The sequence below is a fragment of the Streptomyces sp. 8N616 genome, assembly GCF_052246385.1.
Lineage (GTDB): Bacteria > Actinomycetota > Actinomycetes > Streptomycetales > Streptomycetaceae > Streptomyces.
The window spans coordinates 1-17,557 of the sequence record NZ_JBQQBY010000041.1; the positions used below are offsets into that span (position 1 = coordinate 1).

Consider the following 17,557-nt stretch of genomic DNA (forward strand, 5'->3'; position numbering starts at 1 on the left):
TCAAGCGGCTTGACTTCATCATTGAGACTCCCACCGAAAGATCCGCGCCCGCGTCGAGCACATCTTCGCCCGCATGAAGAACGGGAAGATCCTTCGCGACTGCCGTCTGAAAGGCGACGGCGTTCACACCGCCATGCTCGGCATCGCACGGCTGCACAACCTCACCCTGGCCGGGTAACGGAGTTGGGCTGGTCAACCAGCACACCGTAGATCATTTACTTGACAGCCCTTAGTGCGCGCCACGGGATTTACCGCTCCCCCGGCGCGCACCGAAGGTGCGCTGAGTCGCTGACGCGGAAATGGCGAAGTACCACTGGAGTACTACACCAAGGTCCACAACCGACTGCTCCGACCACTGCTCGCAGCCGACCAGCTACAGGCCCCACCCGAACTCCGAGCCGCACTGAAGCAGATCGACCGCCACGTCAACGACTACACGGCCCGGCTCGAGTGCCCCGAACCATGCGAAAACTTGACATAACTCTCCAGAAGTCAGCGACCACGGAACGCTAGGCGCGCTGGAGAGCCGCCACACTGCGTTCACGGACGGGGGCGATGAGCACGGCGCCGAGGAGCAGTACCACCGTACCGCTGGCGAAGGCGGCCGAGTAGCTGCCGGTGACGGAGCGGAGCAGGCCTCCGCCGAAGACCCCGGCTGCGGCGCACAGTTGATGGATGAGCCAGGTTGAGCCGAGGATGCCGCCCATGGCGGTGGCGCCGAAGCGGTCGGCGATGATTCCGGTGGTGAGCGGGATGACGGGGAACGAGGACAGGCCGAAGAGGATCGTGAAGGCGTAGAGCTGGGGAATGGTGGTGGCCAGGGCCAGGCCGGCGAAGGCGGCGGCGCGGACCAGGTGCAGACCGATCAGGAGTCGGCGCTTGCCCCAGCGGGGCGCCAGCGATCCGGACAGCCACATCACCAGGGCGCTCGCGGCGGCTGAGACTGCCATGAGTCGGCCACCGGTACCGACGTTGCCGCCGAGTTCGACGGCGTACTTGGGCAGGTGCGTCGTGAACAAGTAGAGGGAATAGCCGCAGGCGGCGAAGCTGAGACTGGTCAGCCAGAAGTTGCCGTCCCGGAGGGCGTCGGAAAGCGAGGCTGCGGGCGGCTTGGTGGCGGTGGTGGGCGCGGTGCCGTCCACGGTCTGGCCGGCCTCGGCGGGGCTGTTGCGGGCCAGGAGGGCGAGGGCGGGCACGACGAAGAGCAGCATGACGCCGCCGAGGGTGAGGAAGGCCGCCGTGGGGCCGGCTGCCGCGATCACGGTGCCGGTGAGCGGCAGCAGGATCAGCTGGCCGGCGTTGATCCCCATGGAGCTGCGTGCGAGCGCCTTGGGGCGTCCGACGGCGTACCAGCGGGATACGAGGACCGAGGCGGCCATCGAGCTGCATCCGGCGAAGCCGACTGCGGTCAGGACACCGAAGAGCACCACGAACTGCCACAGCTGGTCCATGACCGCGCACAGTAGGTAGGACAGGCCCATCAGCGTGGCGCTGGAGGTCATGACGATGCGCGGCCCGAAGCGGTCGATCATCCGCCCCATGACTGGTTGGAGCAGTCCCCACACCAGCATGTTCAGCGCGACTACCGCACTGAGGGATTGCAGGCCCCAGCCGAAGCGATCGGCTAAGGGGGCGAAGAACTGCCCCGCAGCCAGGTTGAGGCCGAACGCGCCGGTCAACGACACGAAGGCCACCGTGATCATCCGCGGCCCGAGGAATGAGGGTTGCTTCTCTGTCGCGGCCGGCTCGGCCGTCGCGGAGCGGGACTGGGTTTCCGACACGAAGGGGTTCCTAACCGATAAAGGACGTCGGACGGGTTGGACTCCGACCCTAGCGGGTGTTCGTTACTAACGCGTGAAGAGCATCTAGTGGGTTAGTCCCGTAGGGTGTGAGACGTGCGACCTCTGGAAGGCGAGCCGCTCGCACTGGACCTGGTGAACACCCAGTGGCGTGACGGCGGCGTCCGACATGACCTTCTCGACGATCCCGAGGCCCGCCGGGAGTGGATGGCAGGGATGGGGCTGCCTGGCGCCGACCGGCCCGCCGCGGTTCGCGCACTTCGCGACACGCGGACCACTATCCGGGCGGTGCTCGAGAGCCCGGGGGATCCCGCTGCTCGCGCCTCGCTCAACGCGGTACTCGGCCGCGGCCGGATCACGCTGGCCCTCACTGACGAAGGCCCCGCGCGGCAATTGGAGTTGGCCGCCGAACACCACAAAGCCGCCTGGATGGCCGCAGCCAGTCTGATCGAGCTGCTGGAGCAGCATTCCGGGCGGATCCGCCGCTGCGCGCACCCCGAGTGCATTCTGTACTTCCTGGACACCAGTCGTCGCGGCGATCGGCGGTGGTGTTCCATGCGCACCTGCGGAAACCGTGCGAAGGCGCAGCGCCACTACGATCGCCATCGCAGGTCCTGATGCCGGGAAGCGCTGACCCGGCCGTTCTTGGTGGCTCTTACTACCGTCATCATGTGCCGCTGATGTGGGAGTCAGGTCCATGGCGGTAGCAGCGGGAGCTCTCCGCCAGGCACACGGTGCACGCGTGCTGCGCTCCCTCGGCCGATCAACCAGGCCAGAAGGTCATGGCGATGCCCTGACACCGCTGACGGATGGGTCGCTTCCCCCATGGTAAGGACCTGATCGCTGTCCTCGACCAGCAGGCGGAGTGCTGGGACGTCTGCTCGGCTGCGCAAGAAGGTCACGACCTCCTCCAGGAGCTTGGTGCAAAATGCCGGGTCCCAGTCCCGTGGGGCGTATCCGATGTCAAGGTCGCAGTGGTGGATCTCCACCTCCTTGAGCCGGTGCCAGAGCACCTGCGAGGCGGCGAACCGCGTGCCGTTGATCAGGGACACCGGGTGGCCCCAGTGCCTTTGCGGCATCGTACGGATGTGCTGGGCGAGCTGTTCCGTCGATGCCCGAAGGTCGCGAAGCAGCTCGTGTGCGCTGCGTGTCGAACCGGCCTCGATGTCGGCTGCACGGTGCTCGGCGCTCGGATACATCGGCGTCTCAACCCCGGTACGCGCCCAGCTCAGGAGATTGACCATGCCGTCGGCATTGCGCGCCATGTGGCTAATCACGTGACCTCGGGACCATCCGGGCAGCAGCGAAGCGCCTCGCGCCGCAGCGTTGTCGAGGTGTTCCGCTGATCGCAGCAAGCGTGCGGTTGCCTGGCCGAGACGTTCGACGGCTTGGGTCAGATCCTGGCGCGTCATGTGGCGTCACGCTCCTTTGGGAAGGGCTCGCTTTGTTGCGCCGTGGTGATGGTGCTGCGGCGGCTCTTGCCGGGCCAATGGGGCGGCCACGGTCGCGTGAGGTCTGGCGGGAACGGTGGTTCCCCGTCACCCAAAGGGTGACCAGGGGAGGAGTCGACAGCCTCGGCGTGGCCGGATTTCGGTCTCCGTGTTCGTCTCCACGCCGAGGTGCTGTCGAGGCGACTGTCGCGTCGTTGATGAAGGAGTCCGCATGCGGAGGCCGCAGTCGTACCTCACCTCTCCAACGACTCAGCCTGGGACGTGGCCGGCTCGGCCGCGGGTGCGCTCTCTCAGCTCCGCGTTCTCCTGCTGCAGGTCGGCCAGTTGCTGTCGCAGCGGTGCAAGCAATTCCTGAAGTTCCTCTGCGGTGTAGCGGGGTTGGATGTGCTGTGGGCAGTTCCAGTCGTATGCCTCGATTCCGATGAGGACCAGGCGCTCGACGATGGCCCGGTAGTCCCGAGGGCGCAGTTTCTCTGCCAGTTCTGGCCGTTCGTCGACGTCGACCGCATGTGCCCGGCCGAGGATTTTCAGCCGGGTTCTGGCCGGATAGTCCATCAGGAACAGTGACACCCGGTCGTCACCGTCCAGATTGCCGGTGGTGATGTACTGCCGGTTGCCTCGGTAGTCGGCGAAGGCCAAGGTCTTGTCATCGACGACATGCAGGAAGCCGACCGGGCCTCCGCGGTGCTGGACGTACGGCCAGCCCGTAGAGCTCGTGGTCGCCATGTAGAAGGTGTCCCTGGCGGCGATGAACGCTTCCTCGTAAGGGCCGAGGCGGTCCGCCTCCGACGGCCCCCGGGCCATCTGCTCGTACCCGGCCCGGCTGCCGTGCTCCTGCTGGTGGCGCTGGACCGACGGTGTGAAGAGCAGCTGTGCGTAGCGGCTGGTCATCGGTGGGGCCTACCACCAGTACGAGGGGTAGCGGGCGGTCTTCCCGCTGCGGCCCGCAAGGACGCCGACTGCCACCAGAACCAGGGTCGCCAGCGCCAGCAGGCCGAGGAAGAGGGCGGGCTCGGGCCGGGTGAGGACCACGATGATCGATGTCGCGGCGGCGGGCGAGTGCGGGGCCCGGGCCAGTGCCATCGCTCCGATCGCCAAGCCGCCGGCAACGGCCGCCGTCCACAGCGACCTCCCGCCCACGAACAGGGTCACAAAACCGACGACGGCGGAGATGAGCTGGCCGCCGATGACGCTACGGGGCTGAGCCAATGGGAGCGCTGGGGCAGCGAAGACGAGTGCCGCGCTGGCTGCGAGCGGCGGGATGAGAACGGGCTGGCCGAGCACGGTCCCGATGACGACCAGCGAGGTGAGGGCGACCACGCCGGCGAGGGTGGCGACCGAGATCGCGGCACCAGCGGCAGGTGCGGGGGCCTTGCCGGCCAGGGCAGAGGTGATGCAACGCGGGGCGGTAACGACGGGCACAGGCGTGTCTGACACGAGGGATCCCTTCCTGGAGCATCGAGATAATGGATCCATCGAATTTTATCCATTAGGTCTTGGGGAGTATGGCAGCAGCCCGTACCCTTGATCAAGGGCGTTCTGGGAGGCGGCCGACCGTCCGCACGCAGGAAGAACCGATGCCCGCCGGGGCAGCAGGATGGAACGATGAGCAACTCTGCGAAGCAGGAGAGCGGCGGGCCGGCGATGGACGAACTGCCGCTGAGCGGAGAGCCACTGCCGCTGGAGCTGGTCAACACCACCTACATCAAGGGAGGGATGCGCGGCTCCCAGGTGGATGCGCTCGGCTCCCCCGCGGATCTCGATCGGTGGCTTGCCCTGCATCACGCCCAGCTCAGCCCCCCTCTCGCTCCGCTGCTGACATCGGCGGGGGCTGCAGGGCCGGCTCACCTCGAACGGTTCCTTGAACTGCGTCACGCGTTGCGCGAGCTGGCCACCGCCCTGGTCAACGCGGAAGAGCCGGCTCCCGAGCACGCAGACATGGTCAACACTGCGGCACGGATGGCGGCAGGGTGGCAGGAGCTGGACCCGGCGAGCGCTTTCCGCGCCGTGTGCCGCTGGCCCGAAGCCGATCCCCGTCTGGTAGCGCTGGGGGAAATCGCCGCGGAGGGCGTGCGACTCTTCACGGGGACACAGGCGCAGCGGATACGCGCGTGTCCGGCTCCGGGTTGCATCCTCTTTTTCGTGAAGGGCCACGCCCGCCGGGAGTGGTGCGCCGCGGGGTGCGGCAATCGGGTGCGAGTGGCCCGACACACCCGCAAGGCTCGCCATGCGGAGTCGAGCGAGCCTGGTTTCGCGCCGAGTTAGCCCGCACCGGCATACAGATTTGAGGCGGGGCCGGCAGTACACCTCAGCGGTGCCCGCCGGCCCCTCGTAGCGCAGGGTCAGTTCAAGACGTTGGCGTACACGTGGTCCGAGACCTGGTAGCCCATCTTGAGGGCGGCGGCGTTGTCCCATTCGAAATGGACACCGATGTACTTGCGGCTGTCGGCCTTCTCCTGGGCGGCGGCGCTCAGGCTCGGGAAGGTGCGGGTCACCCCCTTGGCGAACGGGTCGTCGGTACCGCCGGTGAAGGACAGGTCGTCACGGCCGAAGTAGTTGCGCAGGATGCCTGCCCATGCGGCCGCGATACCGGAGTGCCCAGAGACATAGGTCGGGAAGTTCGGGGTGAAGCTGTTGCCCGCGGTGTCGGACTCCAGCGGCTGCCAGTTCGGGTCGGCAGTGATGTCGGCGTTGGGTGCCTGGTCGGCGAGGTTGATGGCGTGTACCGGGCGCCAGAGGTCCCAGTCGGTGTCGTACTTGGAGTCCCAGATCGCGATGGCGGCGTCAGCGAGGGCGATCGAGGTGAGCCCGAAAAGCTTGGCGCTCTCGTAGGAGCTGCCGTTAGGCCGGTACTTCTGGAAGACGGCGAGGGCATGGTCGTACTGCTGCCCCACCGGCTTGTAGGTGCCGTCCACGTCGTTGGCCCAGAAGTGTGCAGCCTGCGTCTGGTCGGCGGTCCGCTCGGTGGAGTCCTTGCTGCCGATCCGCTTGATCTCGTTGACCTGCTGGGCGTACTCCGAGCTCTTAAGCATCGCCTCGGGAGTGTCGAACCCGCCGGGCGGGCCCGGGCGGAACTGGGAGCGGGATGCGAGCGCGAACGGCTTCACCTTGCCCCAGTTGGGAGCGCCGGCCGGCTTGCCCTCGGCCGGACGCCAGTGGCCGGGAGCTATCGTCGCCGTGTACGCGGCGGTATCGGCGGAGCCGTCATTGGCGCGGTCGGCGATGATCGCCTCGGCAGTCTTGATGCCGAGCTGACGCCCCTGATCCTTCTCGCCGGAGGTGCCGCTGTCCGGGAGTGCGAGCGCGGTCTTGAGCTTCGCATCGAGATCGGAGCTGGGGTAGTTGGGGAACGCGCTCTTGAGCGAGGTGTATGCCGCGTAGTCGATCGCAGTGTTGAGCGCGCCCGTGACACCAGCCGCAGAGGAGTCCTTGGTCAGGTACGGCTTTCCGATGGTGTTGATGGAGTTGACCGCGTCATAGACGGCTATATTCATCATTGCGCCGCCTCTGGTCAGCGGACCTGGCGTGCCACCGACCTGGCGGAAGACGTCCAAGACCGCATTGTTCCAGTACAGCACGTGGTCGTTCGTGCCCATGGCGGTTTCGGGGGCCGTTGCACTGGTCATCGGGGCGGCACTGGCAGGGGCGAGCGAGGTGAGGCAGACGAGGGCGGCGCCCGCCACTGCGGCCTTCATCACCGTCCTGCGCGAACGTATGGACCCGGGCATAGCAGATTCCTTGTCTCTGGAGGCTTTCGGAGCTCTCGCGGCAATCTCACGGTCCGACGTCGCACCGAGGTGCGGAACATGAGCCCGTGACGCTGAAAAGAGATGAGTCGGCTGTGCCAGTTGCGTTTCGGCGGCCTGTCCTCGCAATGGAAGGTAGTAGCCGCCTGCAGCCCCTCAATGGTGGCGTCACAGATGACAGGAATCGGAATGACCGATGGGTCGTTGCCAGCGTCACCTCACGGCATCTCGGCGCCCCGTAATCTCACGGGAATATGAATAAAAAAGCCCGCTGGGGCATCGACCGTGCGGCGAACGTTGATGGTCACGGGCGGCTGTGGTGACGGGCGTAGTGCCGTGCCGCGCGGGCCCGGTTTCCGCAGCCGGCCGAGCACCACTCCCGGCGGGAGCGCGCACGGTCGAAAAACAACACGCAACCGGGTGCTGGGCAGGCTCGCGGGTCCGCGCCGGAAACCCCGGACAGCAGGTCGACAACGGCGCAGGCGATCTCGGCCTGGACAGCGACGATGGGTCTGGTGACGCCTCCGGTCAGTACGGTGGGGCGTTCTCCCGCGCCCCACTGCAGCAGCGGCCAGTGCTGCGCCATGCAACAGGCGCGATTGATCTGGGCCACATCCCAGGGGTCGGGATCGCCACCGTGGACGAACGTGCTGATCAGCCGGCGTGTGGCATCACGGAGCATCACGACAGAGGACAGATCGGCGGATTCGATTCGCTCCAGACAGCTGTCCGGCAGTTCAGTGGACAGGCGGCCGCGACAAGAGTGCAGCCACCAGGACAGGAGCTGTGGACTGCGGATCCCGTCACGCAGTGAGCCACGCACCGCATGCAGCGTGTTCGCGAACTCAATCGCCAGCGGCTCCCCCCGTACAGGAGGGGTGTCATCACAGTGTCCAGGTTTCGGCGTAATTTGAGGCATCTCGGTCCCTCGGCGTCAGCCACAGGTGTGGGGTCGTCAGCATCGTCAGCCTCCACAAGATCGTCACCTAACGCGACTTGCAAAGTCTACCCGTTAGAGGAGTGTCCTGGTGTCCTGTAGGGCAGCAGAGGAATCGGCCCGTCCCGCGATGCTCGACCAGGGACGCCGGCTGCACTCGGCGTCCGGCCTGGGATGCGCACCTCAACATCTCCGCCCCCGGCTGGGCCAAGGCCGCCGACTGTCTGGCGGGGCATGGCAGCGGCCGGGCTGGGCGAGTGGCCGCCCGCCCTAAGAGAAGCGGTGGCCGCCGGTGAGCCGCTCGAACCGTCGCTGGTCCAACTGGTCCGGGATCGCTGGGGTGTGGAGCTGCGGGATGGCTATGGGCAGACGGAGACCACTGGTCAGATCGGGAATCCGCCTTGCCGGATGCCGGGTCTCGGCAGCATGGGGCTTCCGTTGCCCGCTATCGGGTGGTTCTGGTCGACCCGGAGACCGGGCGTCCTGTTCCGGAGGGCAAGCAGGATGAGATCTGCATAGATCTGGCCGAGCGTCCGGCAGGCCTGATGCGGGGCTATGTCGGCGATCCAGCTCGTACGGGCAAAGCTTTCGCGGGCGGTTACTACCACACCGGCGACCTCGCGGTACGGGCCGCGGACGGCCCTTCAGCTATGTGGGGCGTGCCGACGATATGTTCAAGGCATTCGACCACCGCATCTCACCGCGGGAGCTGGAACAAGTCCTGTTGGGCCACCCAGCCGTGGCCGATGCCGCCGTCGTACCGGTACCCGATCCCGTGGGGCTCTGGGCCCCCAAGGCGTTCGTGATCGTCGCCGCAGGACACACGGCAGACGGCAACATGGCCCGAGCCGTTCTGGAGCGAGTCAAACGCGAACTGCCGACCGAGAAGTGGGTGCGTGTGCTGGAGTTCGTGGCACGCTGCCGCGCACGGCCTCGGGCAAGATCCGCCGCGTCGAGCTGAAGGAAGACACCCTGCGGCCGCGCGGCACTGAATACCGCATCGACGAAGTCGACAGCGTCTGATGCGGGGGATGAACCGGTGTGACGGGTGAGCGCCCGGAGCAGGCGGATGGCCCCGGGATCCCCGGGCCCATCCGCCTGCTCCGGGCGCTCACTGGCCGTGCCTCGCGCAACTGCCGTCGGACTGGACGGCGGTCAGCTCCCGCCGTCGGGCCGAGGCTGCCTTTGCCGCTGATAGTGGCGTGATGCCTTGGCGCGGTTGCCGCACCCGGCCATGGAGCACCACCGGCGATTGCCGTTCTTGGACACGTCGTAGAAATGCAGAACGCACTCGGGGTGGGCGCAGCGCCGAATTCGGGACGGGGCCTCCTCCAGCAAGTGCAGATAGTCGGCGGCGGCGAGCCAGGCCGGGAGGTGGCTGGGCGGGTCGGTCTCCACTGCCGATTCGGGGCCATCGGGGCCGAGAGAGCGGCGGATCCAGCCGTGGCCCAGCGTCCGGTCGAGCGCCGCGCGCGCCTCGCCCGAGTCGTCGTCACCTTCCACGAGGGACCACAGGGTTTCACGGACCTCCCGCAGCGCGTCCAGAGTCTCCTGGGCAGGAGGGACTCGCTCCGCCAAGCCCGACGACCGCAGCCAGATGGCGAGTCCGTCGACCGACTCCAGCAGGTCGTGCCGGATGCCCTGGTCGTTCCAACGAGTGTTCAGCAGATCGAGGGAGAGCGGCTCGCCCGTCAGCGGACGGGGGTCCGCGGCGGCCTCCTGACTCGGACGTCCCGACACGGGTCCTGCCTCCTTCTCGTTCGCCGGCCGGTCGGCCGTGCGGATCGCTGGCGATCGATCACACAGATGAAGCCTAACCGGCCAAGTTGATTACAGCGGTTGACCCCGATCCACCCTAACTCCTATTCTCCTGATCACTGGTTAGGTGAGTCCGGTCAAAGAGCCGGGCCCGACTCCGGAGGTATGTGATGGGACAGTCCACTGGCATCAAGTCGCTCCAGACGGGGCACGTCGGCCTCAACGTGACGGACATCGAGCGATCGCTGCCGTTCTATGCCGAGGTTTTCGGATTCGAGGTGCTCTCCGAAGGCAAGGAGGAAGGCCGCCGCTGGGCCTTTCTCGGCCGCGAAGGGCACCTCCTGGTGACCCTGTGGCAGCAGAGCGACTCCGGCTTCACCGCGTCCTCGGCGGGCCTCCACCACCTCTCCTTCCAGGTGGAGACGATCGAGGAGGTCAGGGCCGCCGAGCAGGTATTGCGCGGCCTGAACGCCCCCTTCCAGTACGACGGCGTCGTGCCGCACGGCGAGGGCGCGGCCTCCGGCGGCATCTTCTTCAGCGACCCCGACGGCATCCGTCTGGAGATCTACGCTCCGACCGGTGCGGACACCGCTCCGGCGCCGACGGGTGCCGCACCCACCTGCGGCTTCTTCTAAACGGTCGAGGGCCGCGCCGTCGGCCAGTTGCCTGTAGGGGGACCCCTACGGCCGACGGCGCGGCCCTCGAAGGCGGTAAGGAGCGGTGAGGAAAGGAACAACGCCGTGGCAGACGTGTACCACGAGGGCGAACGGGCTGTGCAGTCGCGAGCAGGCGTGCTCGATCAAGCGGGGTTCTCCGCGGGCGCCATCCACGCACGCATTCCGGACGTGGCCCAGGACTTCCTCCAGAAACAGGTCATCCTGATACTTGGCGCGACCGACCGGCACGGGCAGGTGTGGGCCTCTCTCCTGACAGGAACGCCCGGATTCCTACGGGCCGAAGGGGAGACAGGGCTGGTCATCGACGCGCATCCTGTTGCGGGCGACCCCCTTCACCCCCTGTTCGCGGGTTCCGACGGACCCGTACACGTGGGGATGATCGCCATCGAGCCCGCCAGCCGCCGTCGCATGCGGATGAACGGCCGCGCCACCACGGCCGGCGCCGGAATCCGCGTGGATCTCGACCAGGTGTACGCCAACTGCCCCAAATACATTCAGAAGCGGGAGCCGAGGTGGACGCCGACCAGCCCCGCCTCCCCCTTGCGCGCCGGTCGACTCCAGGACAGCCAAACAGACCTGATCACCCGCACCGACACCTTCTTCATCGCGACGGCGGACCGGAATGGCAACGCCGATGCCTCGCACCGGGGCGGCAATCCTGGCTTCGTCGAGGTGCTCTCGTCCACCCGGCTTCGCTGGCCCGACTACGTCGGCAACGCGATGTTCGGAACGCTCGGCAACATCGAGTGCAACCCCGCGGCCGGGCTGCTCTTCCCCGACTGGGAGACCGGCAGCACGCTCCAGCTCACCGGAACCGCACGCGTGGACTGGGACCCGGAGCGGGCAGCAGCCGTCCCCGGCGCACAGCGACTGGTCGAATTCGCGATCACCGGCGTCGTAGAAATCCCCGGATCCAGCCCGTTGCGCTGGAGCGCGCCGGTTTATTCACGCTTCAACCCCCGAGCCGTCCAGCCCGAGGCACCCGACCATGCGTCGCTCGGGTCGGCGAAACTGTGAGGATCAGCCATGAGAATCCATGTGGACATGGATCTGTGCCAGAGCCACGGGCAGTGCGTCTTCGCCGCCTCTGAGGTCTTTTCTTTCGACGACGATGACAACCTCGTCCATGCGGAGACTGCTGACGAAAGCTTGCGGGACGCCCTGGTCAAGGCGGCCGCAGCCTGCCCCGTACGGGCCATCCGCATCGACGGCCAGGCCCACGACGATGCCACCGGTGAAGCGGTCGCATGAGCTCTCGATTCGACGGGCCCGGCATCCTCGCAGTCGGAGCTTCGCTCGCCGGGCTGCGCACCTGCATGGCGCTCCGCAAGCTGGGGTACGACGGCCGCCTGACCGTCATCGGAGACGAACCCCATCTCCCGTACGACCGTCCGCCTCTCTCCAAGGAGTTTCTTCTCGGAAAGGCCGACCGTGTGGACCTGCCGTTGCCCGTCGCCGACTTCGGGATCACCTGGCAGATCGGCCGTCGGGCGACAGGGCTGGACCTCGCTGCACGCACTGTGGAAGTCGATGACGGCGCCCTATTCCCCTTCGAGGGCCTTGTTATCGCGACGGGTTCCGCTGCCCGGCCCTGGCCCGCACCGATGCCGTCCGCCGGTGTCCACACCCTGCGCGGCCTGGACGACGCGCGGGCCTTGCGGACCGCCCTGAGCCGCGGCGGCCGGTTGCTGGTGATAGGGGCCGGATTCGTCGGTAGCGAGGTCGCCGCGACCGCGCGCGGTGCCGGCGTCGAGGTCACTCTTGTCGAGCCGGCGCCGCAGCCTCTGCGGCGCGCTGTCGGAGAAGCCGCCGGCGAGTTCGTCGCAGCACTTCACCGACGGGCCGGTGTGGACCTCAGGACCTCGACCAGGGTCCTGTCACTCATGGGTGACCGGGAACTCAGGGGAGCCCGGCTCTCCGACGGTACGGACGTGACCGCGACAGCTGCTGTGGTCGCCCTGGGATCGGTGCCTTCCACCGACTGGCTGACCGAATCCGTCTTGTGTATCAAGGACGGAGTCCTGTGTGACCGGCACGCCCGTGTACTCCTCCGGAATGGAACCCCCGCCCCCGGTGTGGTGGCCGCCGGCGACGTCACCCGCTGGCCGCACCCATGGGCGGATGCCCCAGGCATCTCCCTGGGGCACTGGAGCCACGCCACCGAGCAGGCCGAAACGGCTGCCCAATCGCTGCTCTTCCCCGAGGCGCCCGCGGACTACCGTCCTGTGCCCTCATTCTGGTCGGACCAGTACGACGTCAAGTTCCGCTCCGTCGGGCTTCCCGCGCTTGCCGACTCGGTCGACGTACGCGAAAACGACCCCGACGCGCGCCGGCTGGATGTCGCCTACTACCGGCAGGGCCGACTGATCGGGGCACTCACCGGCAATCGGGTGGGTCGGATCGCGGCCTACCGTGCGCAGCTCGCGGCTGACCTGGAAGGAAAAGCCGTCATGGGGGCTGCGGCCGGACGATGACCGCTCCCGTCGGGGCATTCGCTCACCTGGCGCATTCCCCGGCGTTTCCCAAGCCCCCTGACCAGCAGGCGCACTCGCGTCGTCGGCGCGCTCGATGAGCTGAAGGAAGAGTTCCTGTTGGCCCACCGTCGGGCCACTAGCCCTCGCCGGGAAGACGTCCGGGAATTGACGATTCAATGACATTCCGAGTCGAGAGCAGTGAAGAAAATGTGACCGCCATCCCCCCTTGTCACCCTAAGTGAACGAGGTCCTTCGAGGTAGGCAGCGTCCCGCGCGCTGTGCTCAACCATTCCGTCAGGTTGCGCCTTGGGAAGCGGTGTACAGGTTTCACCTGATCCGGAGTCTCCTCGGAGTCTTACCGCATAGCCTGCAAACGGATCACCGAGCGGCCGTCGACACACCACTCCAGCGCACGTGACCCTCAGTCACCAAGAGTGAACGCCTTCACATTCGGAACCATTGCGTCGGACGACCACGCGTGTAACGATGCGCCTAACGCCTGGCGGTCCCTCAATGCGTTAGAGGTGGCGTAGCGAGGAGCCCACGGCCGAGCTGCACGCAGCCGAAGGAGCCGCCAAATGACACTGACGCAAGGGTGGAGTGCGGTGTCGTCCGTCTGGCACCGCACGCTACGAAGTCTTGAAGTTCCGGATTCTTCCTCCGTCGTGAGTCGGCTTCAGGATTTCGAACCCTTTGACGCGGGCTGTAGCGGGGGATTGCCATGGACTTTACGCTGCATCAACTTAGAACGTTCTGGGACGTCGCCAAGACAGGGAGCCTGACCAGAAGCGCAAGAAATCTCGGATACTCGCAGTCCAGTGTGACGTCCCATGTCCGGTCACTTGAGTCCAGACTCGGGGTCTCCCTGTTCCAGCGTTTACCGCACGGGGTGCGACTGACGCCGGCCGGAGAAACCTTCCGTACGTATGTGGCCCGTATCTTCACCGTCATGGATGAGATGTCGACGGTCTTTCAGGCCAGCGGCGAGCCGACGGGTCGTGTCGTCGTGGGCTCGACCACGCTCTTCATGGAGTACGAGATGGGGGAACTCGTCCGGGAGTGCCGCTACCGTTATCCACGCGTCGAGATATCGCCCAAGGTCATGGCCGCCAGGGAGATCGAGGAAGCCGTGGCCTCCGGAAAAGTTGACATCGGCCTGAACCTGGTCGAGTCCGCCGATGAGGGATCTTCCGGAAACCCCGGCATCACACGCCAGCGGCTCTTCCCCATCCCCTTCGTGCCAGTGGGAAACCGGCCCGACACGCCACCGGCAACCACCACGTCAGGTGGCGCTCCGATCGAGTGTGTTCTGGCCGTGGATCCCCACTGCGTCGCTCACAACATACTCCTGCGCCACTTGAAGGCGACACACGGTATCGATCCGCCGATCATGGAGGCCGGCTCGGCGCGCAGTGCGCTCGGCCTGGCACGGGCCGGGTTGGGTATCGCGATGGTGCCCCAGAGTGCCGTGGGCGATGATCTGGCGGAGCACGGACTCGCCGTCCTCGACGGACTGCCCCGCGCCCAGGTGTATGTCCAGGCGCTCTGGGGCGGCGGCGATACCTGGCTGTCGTCAGCGGTTTCCGCCTTTCTCGATCTACTCCGTCACGCACGGGGGACGACGGCCCGTCAGGCTCTCACTCCCGCGTTTCAGGTGTCATGAACCTGACACTCCTCTGATGGTGCGGCTCGCGCGAGTATCCGCGCGAGCCGCACCGGCGTTTTTCCAGGAGATGTAGTACCTGTTGGCGAAGCCTGTCGGCGCGGGAGGTGGGCCGAAGTTCGCACGGTGCGTCGTCGGATGCTCAGCGTGCCGAGCATCGATCCGGACGCCCCGGCATATTGCAGGCTGCGCTACATCCGCCACGTGGATGACCGTCTCCTCGGTTCCGCCCGAGGAGAAACCGGATGACCGTGACGGCGACCTTGACCGTATCCATGCTGCACGAACGGCCGGATCGCTCAACGCCGTCGTCATTGGAGAGCCGGATGGCCAGGAAACCGGCATGTCCGGTTCGACGGGAGGCCGCGTGAACAGGACCTGCCGCGGAGGGAACCTCGCCGCGCGGCCGACGCTTTCGGCGTCTGAGGATGCGCTGGGAGCGTCGTGACGGCATCCAGGGCCGCTTCCTCCAGTTGTCACCGGCCAGATCCCTTACAGACACACGAACATTGCGTTAGAGCTTCTTACCGGACCCACCAGGGAAACCGATTCCTCGTATCGGACTGTCAGGTATTTTCCCTCGCTTTCCCGCCTAGGGTTTTTCACGGCATCGCAGGCAACACGAACGAAGAGGGAGACATGCCCGATATTCAGTACATCCACAATGTGTTCCGCAACGGTTTCGAACTCCGGCAACTGAACTGGGTGCCCTGGAGCGAGCCGGGACGGGTCGGCGTCGAGCACCACGTTCTGTGGGCCCCGGACGCTGAACAGGGCGAGGACTCGGTGGGGCTGCTGCTGAGGTTCCCGCCCGGCGCTCATGGCGACTTCCACGAGCACCTCGGCTACGAGCTGATGCTGGTCCTGGACGGCACCCTCGACCACAGCGACGGCCCCACGTACGCCAAGGGCGACCTGATCGTCGAGGCCCCGGGCACCCAGCACCAGATGTCGAGCAGCCGCGGCTGCACCGTGCTCGCCATCCGTACCCGGCCCGCTGCCGCCCGTACGCCGGACCGGCCGATCAGGCCGGTGGGTGCCGCCGCCGACGCCTGACGCGACCAACAGAGGGACGTCTGCCTGACGCTTCCGGCGGTGATGTCCCGGTCCGGGTCCGGCCTGTCCCCTCATGCAGGAGATGTGAGTATTTTCCATGTTATCCACTTTTAGTGCCGTGCCGCCGTCATCGCCTGGGACCGCCCGTGGGCGGCGGGTCCTGGTGTCGAGTGTCTCGTCGGATTCGCACACCTGGAATCTGGTTTTCCTCCAGCTCTTGCTGGAGGAGATGGGTCACGAGGTCGTCAACATCGGTGCGTGCGTGCCGGATGAGATGGTGCTGGCCGAGTGCCGCCGGGTCCGCCCGGACATGCTGGTCCTCAGCAGTGTCAACGGCCACGGGCAGCTGGACGGGCGGCGCCTGATCAACCGCCTGCGCAGCGATGCCGACTTGGCCGACCTCCGTGTGGTCATCGGCGGCAGGCTCGGTACCCGGGGAGCCGAGGCAGGCTCCTACGGGCCCGAGCTGCTCGCCGCAGGATTCGACGCCGTCTTCGAAGACGCGGCCGGAGTCGCCGAGTTCCGCCGCTACCTCACCGCACCGACGACCCGTCCGCTCTCCACTGGCATGTCACGGGCCATGTCGTGAGCGGCCAGCTCCCCCAGGCCGGCGGGCCCGGTTCGTTCGCCATGGCCGTGGCCAGGGCCCGGCAGGCCGGTGAACTCCTGGTCCAGCCACGCATGGGCTTTCCCACGATCGCCCACATGGGTAGCGGGCTCCGTGCCGTGCGCGCGGCCCGCGCCCGTACCGTCGGCACGATCACCCTGGACAGTTACACCCGGGTCGGCGACCACGACTCGGCCCGCCGAGCACTGGCCAACGGCGCCGACCTGAACGGTTTCCCCATCGTCGCCCACGGCGGCGCGGCCACCCGCGAGATGATCGCATCAGTCGGCCTCGAAGACTTCGCCATCCAGGTCAGACACGGCTCCCCGCTACCGCTCGGCATCGTCGAAGCCCTCGTCGACGCCGGTCTTGATGCAACCGAGGGAGGCCCGGTCTCCTACTGCCTGCCCTACAGCCGCACACCCCTGGCGGAGGCCATACCTGCATGGGCACGTAGTTGTGAGGTCCTGGCCGAGCGGGTTCCCGGCGCTCACCTGGAGAGTTTCGGCGGCTGCATGCTCGGCCAGCTGTGCCCGCCCGGGCTGCTGGTCGCACTGTCCGTCCTTGAAGGCATCTTCTTCCGCCGACACGGCCTGCGCAGTATCTCCCTCAGCTACGCCCAGCAGACCGACTTCGCACAGGACGTCTCCGCCATCCACGCACTGCGCCGATTGGCCGCCGAGTATCTGACCGGCACCGACTGGCACGTTGTGCTCTACACCTACATGGGGGTCTTCCCGCAGTCCCTTCCGGGTGCGCTCGCCCTACTGCGGCAGAGTGCCAGGCTGGCCGCCGCCACCGGCACGGAACGGCTGATCGTCAAAACGCCGGCCGAGGCGCACCGGATACCCACCATCGAGGACAACGTACAGGCGCTGGAGCATGCCGCCGCGGCCGCCCGGCACGGGCCGGTGCCGCCGCCCAGAGCCGGCGACGCCACCCCTTGCCCTGCCCGGCCCGACGACGAGGACGACCCGGAGGTCTATGAGGAGGCCTCTAGCCTCGTCGAGGCGGTACTCGAACTCGACACGGACATCGGCCGTGCCCTGTTGAAGGCGTTCCAACTCGGCTACCTCGATGTGCCGTTCTGCCTGCACGCCGACAACGCCCAACGCTCCCGCAGCTACCTCGACGAGCGCGGCAGGCTGCGCTGGCTGAGGGTCGGCCGCATGCCGATCCGCGCCACGCCCGCACCGGCCCGCCAGCGTCTCCGGGCGGACGACCTGCTCGGCATGCTCTCGCACGTCCAGCACACCTTCGACCGGGCCGCCCTGGGCTCCGCCACCCCAGCCCTGGAACCCGACGAAACCGTGCACCCGCCCCTGCGTCACTAAACGGCGCCGTGGCCGCACCGTACCGAACTGTCCCGCCCCTACGGAGCAAAGGGAA

The 17,557-nt window shown here is 67.1% G+C and carries 19 protein-coding genes and 2 pseudogenes; 14 read left to right on the plus strand and 7 right to left on the minus strand.

What is annotated here, in order from left to right:
- Positions 1–28: 28 nt before the first annotated feature.
- Positions 29–178: pseudogene (locus tag ACTWQC_RS29590) on the plus strand (transposase); the annotation flags it as partial.
- A 331-nt stretch (positions 179–509) separates the two neighbouring features.
- Here ACTWQC_RS29590 and ACTWQC_RS29595 read toward each other — a convergent pair.
- The gene (locus ACTWQC_RS29595) at positions 510–1,781 is read right to left on the minus strand and encodes an MFS transporter (protein ID WP_443318908.1); all 1,272 of its coding nucleotides are present in this window, start codon (positions 1,779–1,781) and stop codon (positions 510–512) included.
- Between the two features lie 114 nt (positions 1,782–1,895).
- Here ACTWQC_RS29595 and ACTWQC_RS29600 point away from each other — a divergent pair, with 114 nt between their 5' ends.
- Positions 1,896–2,417 (plus strand): CGNR zinc finger domain-containing protein, encoded by a 522-nt coding sequence (locus tag ACTWQC_RS29600; protein WP_443318909.1) that lies wholly within the window; start codon positions 1,896–1,898, stop codon positions 2,415–2,417.
- Between the two features lie 71 nt (positions 2,418–2,488).
- Here ACTWQC_RS29600 and ACTWQC_RS29605 read toward each other — a convergent pair whose 3' ends face one another.
- From ACTWQC_RS29605 to ACTWQC_RS29615, 3 genes are all read right to left on the minus strand, one after another.
- Positions 2,489–3,211: a maleylpyruvate isomerase family mycothiol-dependent enzyme gene (locus ACTWQC_RS29605; protein ID WP_443318910.1), complete on the minus strand. Its 723-nt coding sequence runs from the start codon at positions 3,209–3,211 to the stop codon at positions 2,489–2,491.
- A gap of 288 nt (positions 3,212–3,499) precedes the next feature.
- Positions 3,500–4,141, minus strand: a complete 642-nt coding sequence (locus ACTWQC_RS29610; RefSeq protein ID WP_443318911.1) for a pyridoxamine 5'-phosphate oxidase family protein — start codon at positions 4,139–4,141, stop codon at positions 3,500–3,502.
- Positions 4,142–4,150: 9 nt separating this feature from the next.
- Positions 4,151–4,687, minus strand: coding sequence for an HPP family protein (locus ACTWQC_RS29615; protein WP_443318912.1), 537 nt, complete (start codon positions 4,685–4,687; stop codon positions 4,151–4,153).
- A 168-nt stretch (positions 4,688–4,855) separates the two neighbouring features.
- Between ACTWQC_RS29615 and ACTWQC_RS29620 the strand changes: the two genes are divergently transcribed.
- Positions 4,856–5,515 carry a CGNR zinc finger domain-containing protein gene (locus tag ACTWQC_RS29620; RefSeq protein WP_443318913.1) on the plus strand — a complete coding sequence of 220 codons (660 nt, stop codon included), beginning with the start codon at positions 4,856–4,858 and terminating at the stop codon, positions 5,513–5,515.
- A 77-nt stretch (positions 5,516–5,592) separates the two neighbouring features.
- Here ACTWQC_RS29620 and ACTWQC_RS29625 read toward each other — a convergent pair whose 3' ends face one another.
- Together ACTWQC_RS29625 and ACTWQC_RS29630 are read right to left on the minus strand one after the other, a co-directional pair.
- Positions 5,593–6,978 carry a vanadium-dependent haloperoxidase gene (locus ACTWQC_RS29625; RefSeq protein ID WP_443318914.1) on the minus strand — a complete coding sequence of 462 codons (1,386 nt, stop codon included), beginning with the start codon at positions 6,976–6,978 and terminating at the stop codon, positions 5,593–5,595.
- Between the two features lie 322 nt (positions 6,979–7,300).
- Positions 7,301–7,915, minus strand: a complete 615-nt coding sequence (locus ACTWQC_RS29630) for a CGNR zinc finger domain-containing protein (protein WP_443318915.1) — start codon at positions 7,913–7,915, stop codon at positions 7,301–7,303.
- 252 nt (positions 7,916–8,167) lie between these two features.
- Between ACTWQC_RS29630 and ACTWQC_RS29635 the strand changes: the two genes are divergently transcribed.
- Entirely contained in the window at positions 8,168–8,452 is a 285-nt protein-coding gene (locus ACTWQC_RS29635; protein ID WP_443318916.1) for an AMP-binding protein, read from the plus strand.
- A gap of 151 nt (positions 8,453–8,603) precedes the next feature.
- Complete coding sequence (locus ACTWQC_RS29640) at positions 8,604–8,894, plus strand: AMP-binding enzyme (RefSeq protein WP_443318917.1); 291 nt, start codon at positions 8,604–8,606, stop codon at positions 8,892–8,894.
- 194 nt (positions 8,895–9,088) lie between these two features.
- Here ACTWQC_RS29640 and ACTWQC_RS29645 read toward each other — a convergent pair whose 3' ends face one another.
- Positions 9,089–9,673, minus strand: a complete 585-nt coding sequence (locus ACTWQC_RS29645) for a CGNR zinc finger domain-containing protein (protein ID WP_443318918.1) — start codon at positions 9,671–9,673, stop codon at positions 9,089–9,091.
- A 188-nt stretch (positions 9,674–9,861) separates the two neighbouring features.
- Here ACTWQC_RS29645 and ACTWQC_RS29650 point away from each other — a divergent pair, with 188 nt between their 5' ends.
- The 9 genes and pseudogenes from ACTWQC_RS29650 (at position 9,862) to ACTWQC_RS29690 (ending at position 17,502) form a co-directional block, all read left to right on the plus strand.
- A complete protein-coding gene (locus tag ACTWQC_RS29650) occupies positions 9,862–10,326 on the plus strand; it encodes a VOC family protein (protein ID WP_443318919.1) in 465 nt (154 codons plus the stop codon).
- Between the two features lie 105 nt (positions 10,327–10,431).
- The gene (locus tag ACTWQC_RS29655; protein ID WP_443318920.1) at positions 10,432–11,385 is read left to right on the plus strand and encodes a pyridoxamine 5'-phosphate oxidase family protein; all 954 of its coding nucleotides are present in this window, start codon (positions 10,432–10,434) and stop codon (positions 11,383–11,385) included.
- A gap of 9 nt (positions 11,386–11,394) precedes the next feature.
- Positions 11,395–11,619: a ferredoxin gene (locus ACTWQC_RS29660; protein ID WP_443318921.1), complete on the plus strand. Its 225-nt coding sequence runs from the start codon at positions 11,395–11,397 to the stop codon at positions 11,617–11,619.
- Positions 11,616–12,842, plus strand: a complete 1,227-nt coding sequence (locus ACTWQC_RS29665; RefSeq protein ID WP_443318922.1) for an NAD(P)/FAD-dependent oxidoreductase — start codon at positions 11,616–11,618, stop codon at positions 12,840–12,842. The genes ACTWQC_RS29660 and ACTWQC_RS29665 overlap by 4 nt, the downstream gene beginning before the upstream one ends.
- A gap of 721 nt (positions 12,843–13,563) precedes the next feature.
- Positions 13,564–13,743, plus strand: a pseudogene (locus tag ACTWQC_RS29670) (LysR family transcriptional regulator); the annotation flags it as partial.
- Between the two features lie 48 nt (positions 13,744–13,791).
- Positions 13,792–14,505: a substrate-binding domain-containing protein gene (locus tag ACTWQC_RS29675; RefSeq protein ID WP_443318965.1), complete on the plus strand. Its 714-nt coding sequence runs from the start codon at positions 13,792–13,794 to the stop codon at positions 14,503–14,505.
- Between the two features lie 639 nt (positions 14,506–15,144).
- Positions 15,145–15,561 carry a cupin domain-containing protein gene (locus ACTWQC_RS29680; protein WP_443318923.1) on the plus strand — a complete coding sequence of 139 codons (417 nt, stop codon included), beginning with the start codon at positions 15,145–15,147 and terminating at the stop codon, positions 15,559–15,561.
- A gap of 97 nt (positions 15,562–15,658) precedes the next feature.
- Positions 15,659–16,150 (plus strand): cobalamin B12-binding domain-containing protein, encoded by a 492-nt coding sequence (locus ACTWQC_RS29685; protein WP_443318924.1) that lies wholly within the window; start codon positions 15,659–15,661, stop codon positions 16,148–16,150.
- Entirely contained in the window at positions 16,147–17,502 is a 1,356-nt protein-coding gene (locus ACTWQC_RS29690) for a methylaspartate mutase (protein WP_443318925.1), read from the plus strand. Before ACTWQC_RS29685 ends, ACTWQC_RS29690 begins: the two co-directional genes overlap by 4 nt.
- Positions 17,503–17,557: the final 55 nt, after the last annotated feature.

What these genes read in the sequence shown, in the direction of transcription:
- ACTWQC_RS29605 (WP_443318910.1), bottom strand. Translation starts at nt 3,211, where the DNA reads ATGACGCGCCAGGATCTGACCCAAGCCGTCGAACGTCTCGGCCAGGCA.
- ACTWQC_RS29610 (WP_443318911.1), bottom strand. Translation starts at nt 4,141, where the DNA reads ATGACCAGCCGCTACGCACAGCTGCTCTTCACACCGTCGGTCCAGCGC.
- ACTWQC_RS29620 (WP_443318913.1), top strand. Translation starts at nt 4,856, where the DNA reads ATGAGCAACTCTGCGAAGCAGGAGAGCGGCGGGCCGGCGATGGACGAA.
- ACTWQC_RS29625 (WP_443318914.1), bottom strand. Translation starts at nt 6,978, where the DNA reads ATGCCCGGGTCCATACGTTCGCGCAGGACGGTGATGAAGGCCGCAGTG.
- ACTWQC_RS29630 (WP_443318915.1), bottom strand. Translation starts at nt 7,915, where the DNA reads ATGCCTCAAATTACGCCGAAACCTGGACACTGTGATGACACCCCTCCT.
- ACTWQC_RS29635 (WP_443318916.1), top strand. Translation starts at nt 8,168, where the DNA reads ATGGCAGCGGCCGGGCTGGGCGAGTGGCCGCCCGCCCTAAGAGAAGCG.
- ACTWQC_RS29640 (WP_443318917.1), top strand. Translation starts at nt 8,604, where the DNA reads ATGTTCAAGGCATTCGACCACCGCATCTCACCGCGGGAGCTGGAACAA.
- ACTWQC_RS29650 (WP_443318919.1), top strand. Translation starts at nt 9,862, where the DNA reads ATGGGACAGTCCACTGGCATCAAGTCGCTCCAGACGGGGCACGTCGGC.
- ACTWQC_RS29660 (WP_443318921.1), top strand. Translation starts at nt 11,395, where the DNA reads ATGAGAATCCATGTGGACATGGATCTGTGCCAGAGCCACGGGCAGTGC.
- ACTWQC_RS29665 (WP_443318922.1), top strand. Translation starts at nt 11,616, where the DNA reads ATGAGCTCTCGATTCGACGGGCCCGGCATCCTCGCAGTCGGAGCTTCG.
- ACTWQC_RS29675 (WP_443318965.1), top strand. Translation starts at nt 13,792, where the DNA reads ATGGATGAGATGTCGACGGTCTTTCAGGCCAGCGGCGAGCCGACGGGT.
- ACTWQC_RS29680 (WP_443318923.1), top strand. Translation starts at nt 15,145, where the DNA reads ATGCCCGATATTCAGTACATCCACAATGTGTTCCGCAACGGTTTCGAA.
- ACTWQC_RS29685 (WP_443318924.1), top strand. Translation starts at nt 15,659, where the DNA reads ATGTTATCCACTTTTAGTGCCGTGCCGCCGTCATCGCCTGGGACCGCC.